At 44.4% G+C, this 17308-nt stretch carries 18 protein-coding genes; 9 read left to right on the top strand and 9 right to left on the bottom strand.

Annotated features, from left to right (window positions below; genetic code table 11):
* Window positions 1-41: 41 nt before the first annotated feature.
* Window positions 42-1088: an LLM class flavin-dependent oxidoreductase gene (locus BO48_RS10350; protein WP_496367391.1), complete on the top strand. Its 1047-nt coding sequence runs from the start codon at window positions 42-44 to the stop codon at window positions 1086-1088.
* 79 nt (window positions 1089-1167) lie between these two features.
* On the opposite strand, the gene BO48_RS10345 is transcribed toward BO48_RS10350, so the two are convergent.
* Together BO48_RS10345 and BO48_RS10340 are read right to left on the bottom strand one after the other, a co-directional pair.
* Window positions 1168-1368, bottom strand: coding sequence for a hypothetical protein (locus tag BO48_RS10345; RefSeq protein ID WP_496367390.1), 201 nt, complete (start codon window positions 1366-1368; stop codon window positions 1168-1170).
* A gap of 131 nt (window positions 1369-1499) precedes the next feature.
* Window positions 1500-2561, bottom strand: coding sequence for a D-alanine--D-alanine ligase family protein (locus tag BO48_RS10340; protein WP_496367389.1), 1062 nt, complete (start codon window positions 2559-2561; stop codon window positions 1500-1502).
* A gap of 250 nt (window positions 2562-2811) precedes the next feature.
* On the opposite strand from BO48_RS10340, the gene surE reads away from it, so the two are divergent.
* Entirely contained in the window at window positions 2812-3594 is a 783-nt protein-coding gene (gene surE / locus BO48_RS10335) for a 5'/3'-nucleotidase SurE (RefSeq protein WP_496367388.1), read from the top strand.
* Between the two features lie 42 nt (window positions 3595-3636).
* Here surE and BO48_RS10330 read toward each other — a convergent pair whose 3' ends face one another.
* Window positions 3637-5388: an L-lactate permease gene (locus tag BO48_RS10330; RefSeq protein ID WP_496367387.1), complete on the bottom strand. Its 1752-nt coding sequence runs from the start codon at window positions 5386-5388 to the stop codon at window positions 3637-3639.
* A 142-nt stretch (window positions 5389-5530) separates the two neighbouring features.
* Window positions 5531-6220, bottom strand: a complete 690-nt coding sequence (locus BO48_RS10325; RefSeq protein ID WP_496367386.1) for a FadR/GntR family transcriptional regulator — start codon at window positions 6218-6220, stop codon at window positions 5531-5533.
* Window positions 6221-6444: 224 nt separating this feature from the next.
* Here BO48_RS10325 and BO48_RS10320 point away from each other — a divergent pair, with 224 nt between their 5' ends.
* The 6 genes from BO48_RS10320 to BO48_RS10295 all read left to right on the top strand — a co-directional run bounded on the left by BO48_RS10320 (window position 6445) and on the right by BO48_RS10295 (window position 13092).
* Entirely contained in the window at window positions 6445-8124 is a 1680-nt protein-coding gene (locus tag BO48_RS10320; RefSeq protein WP_496367385.1) for an ABC transporter ATP-binding protein, read from the top strand.
* Between the two features lie 40 nt (window positions 8125-8164).
* A complete protein-coding gene (locus BO48_RS10315; protein WP_496367384.1) occupies window positions 8165-9016 on the top strand; it encodes a prephenate dehydratase in 852 nt (283 codons plus the stop codon).
* Between the two features lie 71 nt (window positions 9017-9087).
* On the top strand, window positions 9088-9807 hold the full coding sequence (locus BO48_RS10310; protein WP_496367383.1) for a gamma-glutamyl-gamma-aminobutyrate hydrolase family protein: 720 nt from the start codon (window positions 9088-9090) through the stop codon (window positions 9805-9807).
* Between the two features lie 78 nt (window positions 9808-9885).
* Window positions 9886-10590 carry a gamma-glutamyl-gamma-aminobutyrate hydrolase family protein gene (locus BO48_RS10305; protein WP_496367382.1) on the top strand — a complete coding sequence of 235 codons (705 nt, stop codon included), beginning with the start codon at window positions 9886-9888 and terminating at the stop codon, window positions 10588-10590.
* Between the two features lie 32 nt (window positions 10591-10622).
* On the top strand, window positions 10623-11279 hold the full coding sequence (gene rpiA, locus BO48_RS10300; RefSeq protein WP_496367381.1) for a ribose 5-phosphate isomerase A: 657 nt from the start codon (window positions 10623-10625) through the stop codon (window positions 11277-11279).
* A gap of 127 nt (window positions 11280-11406) precedes the next feature.
* On the top strand, window positions 11407-13092 hold the full coding sequence (locus BO48_RS10295) for an ABC transporter substrate-binding protein (protein ID WP_496367380.1): 1686 nt from the start codon (window positions 11407-11409) through the stop codon (window positions 13090-13092).
* Window positions 13093-13120: 28 nt separating this feature from the next.
* On the opposite strand, the gene BO48_RS10290 is transcribed toward BO48_RS10295, so the two are convergent.
* From BO48_RS10290 to BO48_RS10275, 4 genes are all read right to left on the bottom strand, one after another.
* Window positions 13121-13585: a small multi-drug export protein gene (locus BO48_RS10290; protein ID WP_496367379.1), complete on the bottom strand. Its 465-nt coding sequence runs from the start codon at window positions 13583-13585 to the stop codon at window positions 13121-13123.
* Between the two features lie 15 nt (window positions 13586-13600).
* The gene (locus BO48_RS10285) at window positions 13601-14461 is read right to left on the bottom strand and encodes a hypothetical protein (RefSeq protein ID WP_496367378.1); all 861 of its coding nucleotides are present in this window, start codon (window positions 14459-14461) and stop codon (window positions 13601-13603) included.
* A gap of 72 nt (window positions 14462-14533) precedes the next feature.
* Window positions 14534-14998 carry a small multi-drug export protein gene (locus tag BO48_RS10280; protein WP_496367377.1) on the bottom strand — a complete coding sequence of 155 codons (465 nt, stop codon included), beginning with the start codon at window positions 14996-14998 and terminating at the stop codon, window positions 14534-14536.
* A gap of 83 nt (window positions 14999-15081) precedes the next feature.
* Complete coding sequence (locus BO48_RS10275) at window positions 15082-15801, bottom strand: DUF5694 domain-containing protein (protein ID WP_496367376.1); 720 nt, start codon at window positions 15799-15801, stop codon at window positions 15082-15084.
* Between the two features lie 164 nt (window positions 15802-15965).
* Here BO48_RS10275 and BO48_RS10270 point away from each other — a divergent pair, with 164 nt between their 5' ends.
* A complete protein-coding gene (locus BO48_RS10270; RefSeq protein WP_496367375.1) occupies window positions 15966-16874 on the top strand; it encodes an acetamidase/formamidase family protein in 909 nt (302 codons plus the stop codon).
* Window positions 16875-17007: 133 nt separating this feature from the next.
* Here BO48_RS10270 and BO48_RS10265 read toward each other — a convergent pair.
* The coding region (locus tag BO48_RS10265; protein ID WP_496367374.1) for a transposase at window positions 17008-17308 on the bottom strand (301 nt) is incomplete at its 5' end.

The raw sequence follows: 17308 nt of genomic DNA, 5'->3' as shown, positions 1-17308 counted from the left end.
TATACACATGTTAAAATAAGGTAAAACAGTGGAGGTAAGTTATGGAACTTGGAATCAACACTTTTGGTGATGCAATATTTGACCCACAGACAGGTCAGACGATCAGCCATGGCGAAAGACTGAGAAACCTGGTTGAAGAAATTGAACTGGCAGATAAAGTCGGCTTGGATATTTTTACAGTTGGTGAACACCACAGGGAAGATTACGCGGTCACTTCGCCGGATGTAGTACTGGCGGCAGCCGCTTCCCGCACGAAAAATATACGGTTATCCAGCGGCGTCACAGTATTATCATCTGATGACCCGGTCAGAATTTACGAACGCTTTTCCACATTGGACGGCCTTTCCGGGGGACGGGCTGAAATCATGGCCGGAGGGGGTTCATTTATCGAATCCTTCCCTTTGTTCGGTTATGATCTAAATGACTATAATGAATTATTCGACGAGAAACTGGATCTTTTATTAACCCTCCAAAAAGGCGGAAAAATCAATTGGAACGGTAATATGAGAGCGGCTCTCCAGGATGCCGAGATTTTTCCGAAGCCCGTCCAGGATGAGATACCGATTTGGATCGCGAGCGGCGGTACGCCGCAGTCGGCAGCGAGAGCCGCACAGCTCGGCCTGCCTTTAGTGCTCGCAATCATCGGCGGCAGCCCGTTCCAATTTTCAAGAGTCGTCGATTTTTACAGACAGATGGGCGCACAGGCCGGCCATTCAGAAGATCAATTGAAAGTCGCGACGAACAGCCACGGATTCGTCTGGGACACGGACCAGGAAGCAAAAGATATGTTCTTCCCGGCAATCTCACAGTCGATGACAAATATCGGCCGTGAACGCGGCTGGGGTGCCTATTCAAGAGAAAACTATGAACGCATGATCGAGCCTGACGGTGCGCTATATATCGGCAGCCCTGAAACAGTCGCTGCCAAAATCATCGATTTGAAAAAGCGCATGGGCATCGACCGCTTCACGCTCCAGACCCCTGTCGGCACAATGCCGCATGACCAGGTTTTAAGAACCATCGAACTGTTCGGCACAAAAGTTGCACCGATTGTCAGAGAAGCCGTAAAGGAAATGGAAGAAAAATAAAAGGCACCCGCACTTGAATCGCGGGCGCCCATAAAACTTTGATCTGCACCGCTTCGCGCGGTGCTTTTTTGATTTGTATCTATTCTTCAACCTTGACCAATACCGCTTTGACCACCTGATACTTCGTCAATTCAACCGTCTGGCCGTCTTCATTTTCAACAGGGATGAAATCATTCGCAATACCTGAATATATACTGCTGATCGGTCCCTTCATCTCCACATTTTTAAATACTTCACCGGTCGAAACCGTAATATCATAAACGTGTATTTTCTTTGCCATAATATCCCCTTTCCGATTTAAATGAAGCGCTTTCATACTTTTGTCCATTTTAACATACAGTCAGTATACAATCTTCCATTTCAATGAAAAATCGCACGCTCATTATAATTCAGAGCCGTGCGATTTTTATTTTAAGTAAAATCTGTTGTCAGGCTCGCTTCCAGTTCATGGCGTTCAACTGCAAGAGTGATCAGACGGTCAACGAGCTCTGCATAGCCCACGCCTGATACTTCAAGCAGCTTTGGATACATGCTGATGCTCGTGAAGCCCGGGAATGTGTTCACTTCATTGACAAAAATACGCCCGTCTTCACACAGGAACATATCCACTCTCGCCATGCCTTCACAATCGAGTGTTTCGAACGTTTTCAACGCAACGTCCTGCAGGTTTTTTACCGTTTCGGCATCCACCTTCGCCGGGATTTCAAGGGCTGCACCGTTTTCATCCATATACTTGGATTCATAGGAATAAAACCCGTCATCCGGAATGATTTCACCCGGAACGGATACGAACGGGTTTGAGTTGCCGAGTACGGACACTTCGACTTCGCGTCCCACGAGCGCACTTTCCACAATCACTTTTGTATCGTACTTGAATGCGAGTGTAAGCGCCTCTTTGAAACTATTCTCATCCGTCACTTTGGAAACGCCGACGGACGACCCCTGGTTGACGGGTTTCACAAACATCGGCAGGCCCAGTCCCTTTTCAACTTCTGAAAAGTTCACATCGTCCTTTTCATGATATTTGAACAGGACGGATTCCGCCACACCGATGCCTTCCAGCTTCAACAGACGCTTTGTCATATCTTTGTCCATGCATACCGCGGAACTTCTGACGTTGCATCCGACATACGGAATTTCTGCAATCTCAAGCAGTCCCTGCACCGTGCCGTCCTCTCCGAATGTACCATGAAGGACGGGCATGATAACGTCCAGTTTCACGTCTGCCGGAAGCTCGGCCAGCTGTCCTGACGGACGCACCGTCAGTTTATTGGCAGTCTCATCTACGCTCAGGTCCGCAATCTGATCATTGCCGGGGACATGCAGCCACTCCCCGTCCTTTGATATATGAATCAGGGTTATATTATATTTATCTTTATCCAGCACTGTTAAAATACTTTCAGCAGAGCGCATTGAAACTTCGTGCTCCGTCGATTTCCCGCCATATAGCAGGCCGATATTTAATTTTGTCATTTGAACCACTCCAGATTGTTAAGAATCTCTATTCCATCTCACACAAAACTTTTCTCAATTATATTATCACATTACCCGTTTACAGTCGCCGAATTCTATCATTCCCCCGTAAAATAAACACCCAATCACATTCAATTTTACAATATGTAATTTCAACTTCATATTAAATTAATAATCTTCCTTTACAATGATCGATACGGTATATGAATTACACATCAATTATTGTTTTCCAGGGAGGGTGTTATTTATTTTGAAAATACTTGTCACCAATGAAGATGGCATATTTTCAGCCGGCGTCATCGCTTTAAGCGAACTGCTCAGCCACTTCGGTAAAGTTACGGTCATCTGTCCTCAGAACAATGACTACATCAACAATGTGAAATCTTCGCTCAACAGGCCGCTCAGCCTGAAAAAAGTGGAGTACTCGGATGCCATTGATGCTTATACTGTAGATGCCGCGCCTTCGGAATGTGTCAAACTCGGCATTGAGGAGATTACCGACGGCTATCCCGACTTCGTATTCTCGGGCATCAACCTCGGTGCAAATGTCGGTCGTGATGCTTTTAAATCACCTTCCACAAGAGCGATAGAAGAAGCATTCCTGCATGACATACCGTCGGCTTCCATCGCCATTGACGAATTCAATGCATGCAATATCAACTTTTCCAAAATAAAAGACACCATATATGAACTATTGTCATACATCATGACTAAAACTCTGCCGGGCCGGCCCGTCTTTAATATCAATATACCAAACGAGACAAAGTCCAATATAAAAGGATTCAAAGTCTTGCCGATGGATACAAATGTCTCAAAATACAAGTTTAAAAAACTGATATCTCTCGATTCGGACATTTATTATTTCCTTGAAGATACTAAAGACAGCTTCCAGTATAATAAACGCTCCGATGTTTTCTACATACAGCAGAATTACATTACAGTGTCCCCGATTGTAGTGAGGAACACATGCGACATTGACATTGAAAATTACCAGAACTGGTTCTCAGAGATCCAGCATGAATCCACACATTAAATAAGGTGACCGGCAGCTGCCGGTCACCTTATTTTTATTATATTATTCGTTTGTATTCACACCGATTTTCTTATAAGAACGCAGTATGAATCCTACTATCACAACCAGAACAATTAAAACAATGATTGAGCCGGCGTTGAGTCCGAATCCATTGATCCAGACAAAGCCGAGTCCACCGGCAAATACAAGATAAAATGCGGTCGGAATCAGAAGCTTGGCAATAATCGTTCCCTCTTTACCGATCATGCCGACAGCTGCACTTGCAGCAACGACGTTGTGCACACAGATCATGTTACCTGCGGCACCGCCGACAGCCTGAAGTGAGACAATGATAAGCGGGTTCGCACTGATTTCATCTGCAACACCGAACTGGAACAGTCCGAACATCATGTTACTGACTGTGTTGCTTCCTGCTGCGAAAGCCCCCAGCGCACCGATAGTCGGAGAAATCAGCGGCCAGCTGTCACCGAACAATCCGGCTGCAGCCTGAGCGAGCACAAGCGGCATCGATTCAAGCCCGGCATCATTGATGCCTGAATTGATGAACACCTGTACAAGCGGTACAGATACAATCAATGCAGCCATCGCAGACAAGATTGTTTTTCCTGAAACTTTAAATGCATCGCCCATTCCTGCCATATTGAGCTTATGTATCCACCCTGTCAATATTGCAACGACGATAAATACAACACCCGGAATCATCAGCGGTGTGAAACTGTGTTCAATCCCCGTGCCAAGAATGTCATCGAACGCGACAGACCATTTTGACAATAATGCATTAAGACCCAGTGCCTCGATTCTTGTCACGACAAGAAGCAGTGCAACAAGTATATACGGCAGCCATGCTTTGAACATTGAAATATCTTTTGGCGCTCTTGGTTCACTCTTCATATTGCTGATCCATGATTTATCCCAGCTTTCATGCGGTTCAAAATCGAAAGTATCCTTCGGCATCAAGAACCCTTTTCTTGCCAGCGGGATGACGATCGCCAAACCGACAAGTCCACCGATAAGTGACGGAAACTCAGGTCCGAGGAAATTTGCAGTCAGAGAAAATGGAATGACAAAAGCCAATCCTGCAAAAATCGCAAACGGCCATACTTTCAAACCTTCAAGAAAACTTTTGTTCTTTCCGAAAAATCTGGTCAGCATCGCGGACATGAACAGCGGGATAAAAAGCCCCACCATGGCATGGAAGATAGAAACCTGTCCTCCGACATTGAATATGAATGATGAAAGTTCCATACCTTGTCCGTCTAAGAAAGAATTCACTACCGGCTGGTTTTCAAGACTGGTGTTCACACCGACAAGTATCGGTGTACCGACTGCACCATATGAAACCGGTGCGGACTGAAGCATCAATGCAATCATTACAGCAGCCAGTGCCGGAAAGCCGAGTGCAATAAGCAGCGGGCCGACGACTGTGGCCGGTGCGCCCCAGCCTGCAGCCCCTTCAAGAAATGTACCGAATAACCATGCGACAATAATCGCCTGTACACGTCTGTCAGGAGAAATGCTTGTAAATGATGCACGTATCGTAGCCACTGCCCCGCTCTCTTTTAAAACGTTAAGCAGAAGCACTGCCCCGAATACGATAACACCCACTTCCAAAGCGGTCATGACCCCTTTGATTGATGCGGCTGTAATTTCTACAACGCCCATCTGCCAGCCAAAAAACGCGATCAGAACAGTAATGATAAAGCTGTATAACATACCTTTTTTAGCAGACCATCTCATAATAACAAGGAAGAAGAAGATGGATAAGACTGGTAAAATACTTAAAAATACTAACATGATGTGGCCCCTTTTTATAAAATACGAGCTTTAGTCATCAGATGACTAGATGACTTTATGATATGTAGCTATTTTATGTAATCGCTTTCTGAATGTCAATTGTTTTTTAAAACTATAAAAAAGAATCCCTGAGCGGGATTCCCTAATAATGTGTCAACAGCAGGTCCTCCACTTCTTTCAGGTGTCTGTACATATTTCTCGCCGCTGCTTCTCCATCTTTATCTTTTATCGCTTTTAAAATCAGTTTATGTTCATCGTAAATCTTCTGAATCGATTTTTTTGTTTCATACAACCATATTCTTCTCGTCTCTTTCATCGTACGGATCATCGTATCCGAAACATCTTCCATAAGATCGATCAGCAGCGGGTTGCCTGTGGCTGCTGCGATTGCCATATGAAAATCATAATCCGCCTGTTCACCGAGTTCATTATTCTCGACTGCCGTCCGCATTTTCTGAAGTGCATCTTCGATTTTTATCAGGTCGTCCGCATCTGCGGTTTCACATGCATTCCTCGCACAGCCGACTTCAATGATTTTTCTCAGATCGAGCAGATTAGCGATATCCGATTTTGTTATGATTTCAAAATTCTGCTCAAAACCGAGCGGCATCTGCCGGTTGACGAATGAGCCATGACCATGTTTTACATGGATGACATCCAACACTTTAAGCCTGTTCAGCGCTTCTCGGATAGACGCCTGTGAGACCCCGTAGGAATCTGCCATTTTTGTAATTGCCGGAAGTTTATCTCCAGGCTGTAGTTTTCCCGACTTTATGTCCGACAGAATGATATCGGATATTTCTTCATATATTTTTTTCCTTGCAATACTCACTTAAATCACATCCGATAGTGTTATTTTGAATTCAATAATAGCATATATTATCTGATCATTTTATAAGCAAATTTTCACAAAAGTGTTCAGGACTTTATAATCTCATGATTTTTCTCCGGGATATCTTAAAAATTCCCTGTCCATGCTATAATAATATCCACAATTATAATGTAAAAGAGGTTATTTCAGTGCGGAAATTCTTTTCTTATTATGTTCCATATAAGATGTTATTTTTTGTCGATTTTTTCTGTGCAGTTCTGGTCGGTCTTCTGGAACTCGCCTTTCCACTAATCGTCAATCTGTTCATAGATGAGCTGCTGCCTTCCGGAAATTGGCAGTGGATTATTTTTGCATCCGCAGGACTGCTGCTGATCTATGCTTTCAATACTTTCATGCAGTTTATCGTTACATATTGGGGCCACATGCTCGGGACGAATATCGAGCGGGATATACGTAATGATCTTTACGGCCATATCCAGCGCCTGTCCCACAGCTTTTTCGATAATACGAAAACCGGGAAACTGCTGACGCGTCTGACAAATGACCTGATGAATGTCGGAGAGATGGCCCATCACGGTCCGGAAGATTTATTCATCGCTGTAATGACTCTGCTCGGCGCTTTTGGTATCATGTTATCCATACATGCTGAGCTTGCTGTAATTTCATTCATTATCGTACCGTTCATTTTGATCATCGCGATTTACTTCAATAAAAAAATGACGGTGGCTTTCAGGGAATTATTCTCACGCGTTTCAGACTTCAACCATATGATCGAAGACAAGATCGGCGGTATCCGCCTGGTTCAGGCATATGCGAATGAAGACCGTGAAATGGACAACTTCAGAAAGCTGAATGATGCGTTCCGGGCAACGAAGCTGAAAGCTTATAAAATTATGGCGCTGAACACTTCATCCACATACATGCTGATGCGTCTTGTGACGGTCTTCATACTCATTGCCGGCGCCTATTACACGATGCAGGGAGAGCTCACATTCGGTGAGTTTGCAGCTTTCATACTGATATCAAATATTTTGTTCAAACCGCTTGAGAAAATCAATGCTGTGATTGAACTTTATCCGAACGGTATCGCCGGCTTCAAGCATTTCACTGAAATATTACGGGAAGTGCCTGATGTCCAGGAAAAGGAAAATGCAGTGCCGTTAACCGACGTCAGAGGTCATATCGAATATGACGATGTGACATTCGGCTATGAAGAAAAGAAAGTGCTGAATAACATTTCCCTTACGATTCATCCGGGCGAGACGATTGCATTCGTCGGTCCGAGCGGTGCCGGAAAGACGACACTCGCTGCACTGCTCCCGAGATTTTATGATGTCTCCGCCGGTCAGATCAAAATTGACGGCACGGATATCCGTGATTACACATTGCCGACCCTGAGGGAAAATATCGGTACCGTCCAACAGGACGTGTTTTTATTCTCAGGCACATTGAGAGATAATGTTGCATACGGCAAGCCGGACGCGACAGACGAAGAAGTTTACGATGCGATAGAAAAAGCGCAGCTGAAATCACTCGTGGACGGTTATCCGAGAGGTCTCGATACAGTCGTCGGTGAACGCGGCGTCAAGTTGTCAGGCGGTCAGAAACAGCGTATTTCCATTGCACGTATGTTCCTTAAAAATCCGCCGATTCTCATTTTGGATGAGGCGACAAGTGCACTCGATACCGCAACTGAACTCGAAATCCAAAAAGCGCTCAACCTTCTGTCGGAAGGTCGTACAACATTGGTCATTGCACACAGGCTCGCAACGATTAAAAATGCAAATCGTATTATGGTTGTGACAAATGATGGTATTGTAGAAAGTGGTACACATGATGAACTGTTAAATATAGATAACGGTGAATACAGAGCGTTACACGAAGCTCAATACAGGTTTTCATAAAATAAAACCGTCAGATTTTGTGATTAAAGGAGAGAATTATATGATTATCGGCTATCAAGGTGTTGAAGGCAGCTATTCCACAGTTGCCTGCAAAAACTTCGCAGATGGGGAAAATTATGAGACCAGAGGGTATCTTACATTTAAACTGTTGGTCGAAGCGCTGCAAAATAACGAGGTGGATTACATCGCCCTGCCTGTAGAAAATTCCACAAGCGGACCCATCACACGAACGATCGACTTGATGAAATATTTGGAAGTTGAGGCAATCAGTGAAATCTACGTAAAAATCGATCACGCTTTAATCACTAAAAATCCAATTGAATTATCGGAAATTACGAAGGTCTATTCGCATCCGGAGGCACTCGAACAGTGCTATACGTACTTGAGCCAGTATCCAAATATTGAAGTGCTCGAGTTCCAGGATACTGCAGGGGCCGTACAGATGGTCAAAGAATCACCGGATGAAACGATCGCAAGCATCGCAGGCAGCCATGCGGCAAAGCTGTATGACATGTCTGTCATCAGGGAAAACATCAGTGACAACCCGCTCAATACGACACGGTTTTTATTTTTCAAGAACCGGAACGGCACTTCATCCGACTTTAAAAATAAAACATCGCTGTACATTGAAACGGACCACAGTACGGGGTCCCTGAACGAACTGTTGAGCATATTCAAAGAAAATGATGTGAACCTGGTGTATCTGATGTCGAGACCGATTCAGAACAAGCCGTTTTCCTACGGATTCTTCATCGATGTCGAAAGCGGCATTCAGGAATCCGGTCTTGCGAATGCACTCGATAAGATTACATCCAAAGGGGCCTATGTAAACGTCCTCGGCAGTTTTGAACGGGGCAGCATCCCCTCTTACGACGGTATCGTGGAAAACTGACAGATAGATTAAATCATCCGGTAATGGGTATTTATTGTTATAATGACCACTTTAAAAATGAGGGATTAATTATGACATTACCTATTATCGGACTGACTACGGAAGTTGTCGGCGGAAATCATCTGGAGCTCCGTTCGACTTTCATCTACTCCATTTCCAAGCTGGGCGGCATTCCGCTGCTGCTTCCAAAAGTTGAAAATGAAGATGTCATCAAAGGACAACTTGAACATATCGATGCACTTTTTCTGACCGGCGGCAGTGATATCGACCCGGACACTTATGGTGAAAACCCGCATCCGAAGCTGGAAAAGGTTGAGGCCGGCCGTGACAAGTACGAACTGGAACTGATCCGGCTGGCCATGGAAAAAGATATTCCAATACTCGGCATCTGTCGCGGCAGCCAGCTGTTAAACAGTATTGCCGGCGGTACGATGTACCAGGATCTGGAATCTGAATACGGAGAGTCACTCATTCAGCACAAGCAGGCCTCAGATCGTGATTTCCTGAATCATAAAATTGAAGTCATGGAAGGCACGAAGCTTCATGCCATTGTCGGCACAACCGAAATGTCTGTCAACAGTTTCCATCATCAGGCCAACCACGACATCGGCGCATCGTTCGATGTATCCGCCGTCGCACCGGACGGGGTCATCGAAGCCATTGAAAGTAAGGAACATGACTTTGTCATGGGACTGCAGTTCCACCCGGAAGATGCATTTGAGTTTGACGAGTCTTCACGAAAAATTATGGAAGCATTCATCGATGCTGCTCAAAAAAGCAAGGCTGAGTAATCAGTCTTGCTTTTTGTTTTGTCGCCCTGCCGGGTCTGTGCTACCCTTTAGTGTAAATATATATAAAGGGGAATCAGTATGGCACAACCTATCATAGGAATCACTACGTTTATCTCAGACAAAGGACTGACTTTACCTACGTCATATATCGATGCTATCAACGATTCGGACGGCGTACCGATGGTGCTTGCCAAAACATTGGACACGGAGAAAATAAAAGCCCAGATTGAAAAGATTGATGCACTGCTTTTGACCGGCGGGAATGATATCGAACCTGCCCTCTTCAATGAAGAACCCCATCAGCAGCTCGGTGAAATAGAACCCGGAAGAGACGAATATGAAAGCGGCCTGATTGAACATGCACTGGCAAAAGGCATACCCGTACTCGGAATTTGCCGCGGTGCACAGATTTTGAATATTCAGCAGGGCGGCACTATGTATCAGGATATTTATGACCAGATTGACGGCAGAGTGAATCAGCATACTCAGAAAGCGTCGAGGGATTACCTCGCGCATACAGTGAACATTGAAGACGGGTCTTTATTACATAGAATTGTCGGTGAAACGAAAATCCAGACGAATACTTTCCATCACCAGGCAAACAAAGATGTGCCGGATCATTTCATCATCTCCGCCACCTCCCCCGACGGTGTCGTCGAGGCTGTTGAAAGCACGGCACATGACTTTGTCATGGGTCTTCAGTGGCATCCGGAAGGCACCTACTTCAGTGACGGACCTTCAAAGAAAATTTTTCATGCACTTGTTGAAGCTGCACAGAAATAAAATCATCGCCACTGGCAGAAAGAGGTCATTTTATGAAATTGGTTCATGATTATTTAAATCTGCACATCACTGACCGGTCGATCATCGGTATGGTATCCGGTTCGACGATTGAAGCGTATATCCCCGCTGCTGCACAATACATCCGGCAAAATGATTTGGATGTGACTTTCGTCCCCACTTCCAAACGGACGGAGAATCTTCTGCACGAATACCGGCTCGGCACTGCGCTCGATATAGAAAAGATTGATTTGACGATTGACGGTGCAGATTACTTCACACCATCGCACGCAGCGATTAAAGGATTCGGCGGCGCCCTGCTCCGGGAAAAGCAGATCGGCTACTTTTCAAAGGACATCATCATCGTCGCAAAAGAGAATAAACTGACCGAGTCATTTGAAGGTCTCAAAATCCCGGTGGAGATCAATCCGTTTTTATTTGAACTGACAAAGACCCAGATTGAAGAGGTTGCTGAAGCCGGGATAACAGACCGGTTGGACGGAGAGGCGCTCTTTATTACCGATAACGGTAATTACATTGCGGACTGCCGGTTCACATCCATTCCGGACATTTCATCACTTCATAATAAACTGATCAATATACCCGGAGTCATCGAGACCGGCATATTCGACCATTACATCAATCAAATCGTTTCTTTCAACGAAACGGATTTTACCGTTTATAAAAACTAGTACAGGGACGGCTCCGGCCGCCCTCTTTTTTTACCCCCATTAAATTTACTGAATATTCGTAATAAATTTTGTAATTTATTTCGATTTCCGGTACAATAAAATTACACTAAAACAAGGGGGAAGAAGGATGGACAAAAAGTTTTGGCTTGTCCCGTTGATACTCATCATGGTGCTAGTAATCGCAGCCTGTACCGATGACGGCAATGTGGATGAGCAGGCAGAAGGGGATAATGCTTCAGAGGACGGCGGACAAGGGGGAGACTTGACGATCGGCATGACGAACGAACCGGTCACGATGGATCCGCATACTTCAAACGACATACCATCGGCTCAGCTGAGAACACAGATTTACGATACGCTTGTCGCCCAGGACCTCGATATGGAAATTGGTGAAGGACTTGCGACGGATTGGGAACAGGTGGATGACAACACCTGGAGTTTCACTTTAAAAGAAGATGTCACTTTCCATAACGGCTCTGAATTTACGGCGGAAGATGTGAAAGCGACCATCGACCGGCTGCTCGACCCTGCGGTCGGGTCATCGGTGGCATTCATGTTCGAAATGGTCGAAGATATTGAAGTTGTGGATGACCATGAAGTCCATTTCCATACTGAATATCCATTTGCACCATTGCTCAGCCATTTGGCACATAACACAGCGGGAATCATGAGCAAGGAAGTCATTGATGAAGATTATCAGAACGCACTCGACGGTGCGGAATCGGATGTATCAGTGGAAGACTATTATGAAATGAGAGAAGAAGGCGGAGATGAATTCGAAGATCTTTCGGAAGAAATTTCAGAAAATCTTGGACAAGTGATCGCTGAAAATCCGGATGGTACAAACCATCTGCAGCTTCAGGAGAGAAATCCCGGGGAAAATGTCGTCCTTGAAAAGTTCGATGAATTCCACGGAGAAGAACGCAATTTTGAAACGGTGACTTACAGAGTCATTCCAGAAAATCAGGCAAGGCTAGCCGAACTGGAAACCGGCGGCATTGCTGTCAACGACAGTGTCGATGCTGAAAACATGCAGCGTGTCAGGGATCACGACGATACGGATATCATCGATCAGCAGGGCCTGTCCATGACATACGTTGCATTCAACTATGAAAAAGAGCCTTTCGACGATGAAAATGTACGACAGGCGATATCACACGCCATCGACCGTGAAAGCATCATCAATGAGATACAGGATGGCCGCGGCGTACTCGCCTCGACACATATTTCACCATCCGTCATCGGACACGATGAGTCTCAGGATGAGATGGCATACGACCTGGATCAGGCGCGCGAGTATCTCGAACAGTCCAATCATCCAGACGGTTTTGATGCGACAATCTGGATTTCAGATGACGAAGTGAACAGAGATATCGCGCTCTTCATGCAGGACAGACTGGGTGAAATCGACATCAACCTGGAAATCGAACAGTATGAATTCGGTACATTCCTGGAAATGGCGGAACAGGGCGACCATGATATGTTCATGCTGCAGTGGATTACCGTGACCGGGGACCCCGACTACGGCCTCTATCCGATGTTCCATACAGAAAGTCAGGATGGTTCCGGTAACCGCTGGAACTATTCCAACCCGGAACTCGACGAAGTGCTTGAAGCCGGCAGACAGGAAAGTGATGAAGACACCCGCGCGGAACATTATGCCGAAGCACAGCAGATGCTGGTGGACGACCTGCCGATCACCCCGCTCTACTACGGTGAGCTTGGCCCGGGTGTAAACACTTCGCTTGTCGAAGGTGTTGAAATCGACCCGGTCGGTATCATCAGACTGGAAAATGTATCCTTCCCGGAATAAATTGAAAAAGGGCCGTGACGGCCCTTTTTTAATTCAAATATTTATCCAGAAACTGCACATTTTCCAGACCCAGCATGTCCATGCCGAAATATGCCAATACCGCAAGCGTTGCTGTCCATATAATTATACTTATAGTGACATACACTACAGTCTTCATTTTCGTCGCACCGAATGACACTGCAGCAATTGCGGTGACGTGTGAGCTGAGCAATATCGGACCCAGTAATATAAATCCGTAAAACCCGAACTTTTTCCAAATGCCTTCAGCACGTCTGTTTCTTTTGGATTCTTTATTTCTTATAAACCAGTTCCTGACCTTTTCGCTGAAGATGACGACAACGACGATTGTCAGGAAATTCCCAAAAACCCCGGCAATTAGTGACAGAAGTAGGTTTGCCCCGCCTAAAATGCCAAGAGGCACCGCAAACGTCGCTTCAAAAAATGGTATAGCGGCAGCTGTCAATATCGCTAAGTAAACTGCAAAATTAAACATTGCTGAACACTTCCCCTACTTTCTGTATATTAAATGTTTATAATGATCCCAGTCATCATTCAATTCCCGCCAGCCGGCAATCTTCCAGGGGTTATAAATTTTCTGTCCGCTTTTATTGAAATATAAACCATCACCCAAATAATAACATGCATGTCTGACTGTCCCTTTATCGTCTGCCCAGAGGATGACATCCCCTTTTCTATTTCCATCCGAAGTCAGTTTATATCCATTTTTTCTGAGACCTTCACTGAACGACTCCTGATGGACCCATTCCGGTAAATATTTCTCATCTCCAGTAATCGCAAACAAAGTCGCACCGAAACAGTTGCTGCCGTTCACGGTGGAAAATGAATTGGCAACAGTTGTTATATGATCCGGTGTATTCTTTCTTACCCCGATAACGATATTGTCTGCCTCCGCTTCCACGCCGTACCGGAGAATTTCTCCTTTTTCGTGGTGTGACATCTGATCCACCAGACTCGATGTGAGGATGGTTTTATTTTCCAAAGAGTAGTCATCGAATTTTGGATGCGGCAATAATTCCTTCGGGTAAATAAACCCCCGGCCCAAGTCGGACTGCATCGCCAGCAGTTTGAACTTCAGTTCTGCTGACAGACTTTCGAACCACCCTCTCTGTGCAGTGAGGATATGGGTCGCTTCCGGTTGCATCAGCCAGAATTCATAGTGATTGATATACTTTATATCGTTTCCGAGCGTGTGTCTGAAAAATTCTTTTTTTGTATGTATGGCCGCGTCTTCCAAATGGTTCTGAAAGATTGGCGTGCTGTCTTCCGTTAAATAAAATACATCAAAATCGAATGTGAATTCATTAATCCACATATTGAGTATTGCATCCTCCGGCATAATTTTTATCATGTTGTCACCTTCCATTGGAATCATAATTTTTATATAATTCCCGGATTAAATAAAAAAGGCACGACGGCCTTTTTAATTTAAATATTTCTGCAGAAACTGCATATCTTCAAGATTAAGGAAATCAATACCGTAATTCGCGAGTATGGACAGCGCAACAGCCCAGACGATCATGCTCAAAGTGATATATGTCATCGTTTTCGTTTTGGATGCGCCGAAAGATAATGCGGCGATGGCGCTGAGATGTGTACCGATCAGTGTCGGTCCAGCCAGTATGAAACCGTAAAATCCGAACTTTTTCCAAATACCTTCCGCACGCTTGCCTCTTTTCGATTCCTTATCTTTCATAAACCATTGACCGATTTTTTCACTGAACACTACGACCAGTAATATTGTCAGAGCATTCCCCACGAGCCCTATGATTAAAGTCAGCAGGAAATTCGTTCCGCCGAGTATAGCGATGGGGATGACGTATATGGCTTCGAAAATTGGTATTGCACTCAATATGAATACGAGCAAATAAATGACTAAACTTGACATTGTTATAAATTTCTCCGCTCCTCCGGTATACGGTGTTATTGAAATTTACCTGACCACAGCATACATGTTGAATACTGTTATTGTCATGTTTCTTTTTGAACGTAGTCATAAAAAGTCAGTACATCGTAATCATCTGACCCTCCCAGCATCTGTTTTAATATGTACAGATGAGATTGGCCGACAATCACAATAACTTTGTCCTTCTCTATTAAATCTTTTGAAATATGATGGGCCATGATCATATTTCTTTTATACCACCAGCTGAGCCATGGAATTGAAGTTTCCATATCATCTCCTAATGATACCATTGAACTATATAATGACTCATCCTTTGAGTACAGACTCTCTTTATTTAACTCTAAAAATAATTCATAAGGGTCATTTATATTAAAGTATTCTTCATATGCATTTTGAAAATCCTGCAGCTTTTTTAAAAACGGATGATTATCATTCTTTGACTTTGCCCACTCAATCACATCTAAGACACTCGTGTTTTTACCGTCATCCGACATTCTGTCCATCGCAACCACTTCACTCAGTCCACTTTTCATCGCAATATAAAATCCTAAATCATATGATTCATTTTTAAAAAATCTATGTGATTTATCTTTATACCTTGCATAGGAAGCATTAATTTCCTTCTGGTCATCTGCTTCCATTTCGATACAGACTCTTGTCGGTTGATAGTCGATTAAAGTTTGCCTTAATTTATAAAGGCCTGTTAAATACTCTTCATCCGGGTCTGAATCTGCAAATCGGTGACTCAAATGATCCGTACCCAGCAATAAAATTTGTGGCTTCATTTTGCTCCCCCGTTATGTATCAGCTACTTATATATTTTATATTAGTTTAAAGTCATTAGTCCATGATAAGCGCATGTTTAATTCTAAAAACTTCAAATCTTCTTAATTTAAAGGTATTCTAGAGGTATCATGTTAAATTTTCAAATACATATTGGAGGGGTATCATGCATCATAATTTAAGCAGAGACAACAAATTTTATGCAATGGACAAGAATAACTCACCTGCAATTTACGTGGATTCCGGAGATACGGTTACACTGGAAGCCCATGATTGTTTTACCGGCCAGATTACCGTTGAAGAAGATACTTCGAGCGGGCTGAACTGGGATGAGATCAACCCGGCAACAGGTCCGGTATATGTAAACGGTCTGAAGCCCGGAAATGCCCTTAAGGTGACAATCGGGAAAATTGATATCGGCGACCAGGGCATTGTGGTCACAGGGCCCCAGTCTGGTGTAATGGGCGATGAGGTGACAGAGTTTACAAGAAGAATTTTGCCGATTGATAAAAAGAATAATACCGTCGATTTTGATGGCTTTAAAATTCCTGTCAATAAAATGATCGGCGTCATCGGCGTTGCGCCGGAAGGGGACCCTGTAAATAATGGCACGCCCGATGCCCACGGCGGAAACATGGATTCCATCAAGATTACTGAAGGAAGTACGCTTTATCTCCCTGCTTTCCATGAAGGTGGATTATTCGGACTCGGTGACGTTCACGGTGCTATGGGGGACGGCGAAATCGGTGTATCCGGCTTGGAAGTTGAAGCAGAAGTGACAGTTAAATTGGAAGTTGTGGAAGATATCGATATCGCTCACCCGCTTCTCGTCAATGATGAAGGTGCATTCATGAACGTTTCCGATGAAGACTTGAATATTGCTGTCGATCAGAGCGTTAAAGAAATGATCAAGTTCCTTCAGCCATATACTAAAAAATCATTGAATGAAATGGCCAAGCTGATGAGCCTCACCGGCCACACCCAGGTCAACCAGGTCGTAGACCCGAAGAAGACAGGCAGATACTTCGTACCTAAATTTGTACTCGACCATTTCGAAGTACCTTTGTATAAGTAAGTGGTTAATGCGCTCTCGCGGGCCGGACGACGACCTGTTAGTGAAGTTTAATAAGTACTCGTAAACTCCGCGACGGCCTGTTAAAACTAGGCTCTACGTCAAATCAGGTTGATGGGCATTGAGATCCTTGAGTCTAGCTCGCTTTATGCGAGCTAGACTCTTTTTTTATTTGTGGTCGGTATAACCGGGTCATTAATAATATACGATCTCTGAAATGCGCAAAGTTACGATAGCCAAAAGCCACGCGTTTTAATGTTTTGATACTGTTATTGATGCCTTCCAGCGGGCCATTTGTGAGTGTTGGATAGGCCAGTGTGTTCTGGATATACGGACTGTACTTTTTAAACGTACGCAACACCCTGCGCATCCCCGAGGACAGTGGGTGTTCCGATGATGTGTGAATCAAGTGATTAAATCGCTCCATATTGCCGGTT

The sequence above is a fragment of the Lacicoccus kunmingensis DSM 17847 genome, assembly GCF_059568765.1.
The sequence above is the reverse complement of the archived record's forward strand: the minus strand, read 5'-3'. Positions and strand labels throughout refer to the sequence as shown.